General features: G+C 56.6%; 2 protein-coding genes and 1 pseudogene. All 3 read right to left on the bottom strand.

Features of this window, described 5'->3' with window-relative positions; all coding sequences use genetic code 11:
• Positions 1–209, bottom strand: a 209-nt coding sequence (locus tag ABYT07_RS21245) for a bifunctional adenosylcobinamide kinase/adenosylcobinamide-phosphate guanylyltransferase (RefSeq protein ID WP_372993976.1), incomplete at its 3' end; no start/stop codon positions are given.
• Between the two features lie 48 nt (positions 210–257).
• Positions 258–884 carry a cob(I)yrinic acid a,c-diamide adenosyltransferase gene (gene cobO / locus ABYT07_RS21240; protein ID WP_372993975.1) on the bottom strand — a complete coding sequence of 209 codons (627 nt, stop codon included), beginning with the start codon at positions 882–884 and terminating at the stop codon, positions 258–260.
• A pseudogene (locus ABYT07_RS21235) lies at positions 881–1,261 on the bottom strand (cobalamin ABC transporter substrate-binding protein); the annotation flags it as partial. The gene cobO and the pseudogene ABYT07_RS21235, both read right to left, overlap by 4 nt.

Here is a 1,261-nt window from a genome sequence, read left to right as displayed (position 1 = left end):
GCACCACACAGATCAAGCGGCTCTTCGATCGTTTGCCAGCCGTCCCCGCGTTGTATTTTATGCGCGGTGATCCGGTCTGCCATCTCGTCGTCCAGCGCTTGACCGGTCGCGATATAGATCGACGACAAACCAGACGCCTTTACGATGCCCTCGGCATGGCGGCTTTTGCCGGATTTCGCACCGCCCGTTACCAGCGTAATCTTGTTCATAACACGATGCCTTTCAAACACGGGCCGACAGGCGGCGCGGACTACTTTTCAGAATTCAACACCAGCCTGCGCGGCGATGCCCTGCTTGCGGAAAGGGTGCTTGATCTCTTTCATCTCTGACACAAGATCTGCGATTTCGATCAAACGGTCCGGCGCATTGCGGCCTGTAATGACAACGTGGGTCATCTCGGGCTTTTCGGTCAGCAGGAATTCGGCGATCTCTTCTGCATCCAGATAATCATACCGCAGGGCGATGTTCAGCTCGTCCAGCAGGACCATGCGGTTTTGCGGGTCGCGGATCAGGTCCTTGGCCTTTTCCCAAGCACGGCGCGCAGCCGCGATATCGCGTTCGCGGTCTTGCGTGTCCCAGGTAAAGCCTTCTCCCATCACGTGAATCTGGCAGATGTCGCTAAAGCGGTCGACCAGCAGTTCACGGTCGGCCGAATACATTGATCCCTTGATGAACTGGACGATTGCGCAAGGAAATCCATGCCCGATGCAGCGCAAGATCATCCCAAATCCAGAGCTGCTTTTGCCCTTGCCGTCGCCGGTGTGGATGATGATCAAACCTTTGGTCTTGGTCTTTTTGGCCATCATCTTTTTGCGGGCGGCCTGAACCTTGGCCATCCGTTCTGCGTGTTGCTTGTTTTCTTCCGGCGTCGGATCGGTCGTCATTGGTTTTTCTCCTGATGAATGATGGCGTCGCGTGCGCGGATGACATCCTTGACCGCACGCAATGTGATCGGGGTACCGCAGACCCAGTCTGCCGAACTGTAGATAAGCTTTTTGTCGCGCGCATAATGGGCGATGGCGGGGTGGAACATGATCTCTTCGGACCGGGACCCGCCCGGATAGCGCGGCGACGCGATCAGAACATCAGGGGCTTGCACCACCAACTGCTCAAGATCCAGAGTGCCGCTGCCCGTCATGCCCAGTTCTTTCGTAAGATTTCGAAAGCCAGCGGCGGTAATGATATCGTGCCCCAAGGTATTGGCCCCAAGGGAATATCCGTTGGGGTAATAAAACGCGGCGACAGGGGCCGTGCTGTCTGG

This window comes from Sulfitobacter sp. (assembly GCF_041552635.1).
Classification (GTDB): domain Bacteria; phylum Pseudomonadota; class Alphaproteobacteria; order Rhodobacterales; family Rhodobacteraceae; genus Sulfitobacter.
Note: the sequence above shows the minus strand (reverse complement) of the source record. Positions and strands in the feature narration are given on the sequence as shown.

Bases quoted from the DNA above. Each gene is read 5' to 3' on its own strand.
- cobO (WP_372993975.1), bottom strand. From the start codon at position 884: ATGACGACCGATCCGACGCCGGAAGAAAACAAGCAACACGCAGAACGG.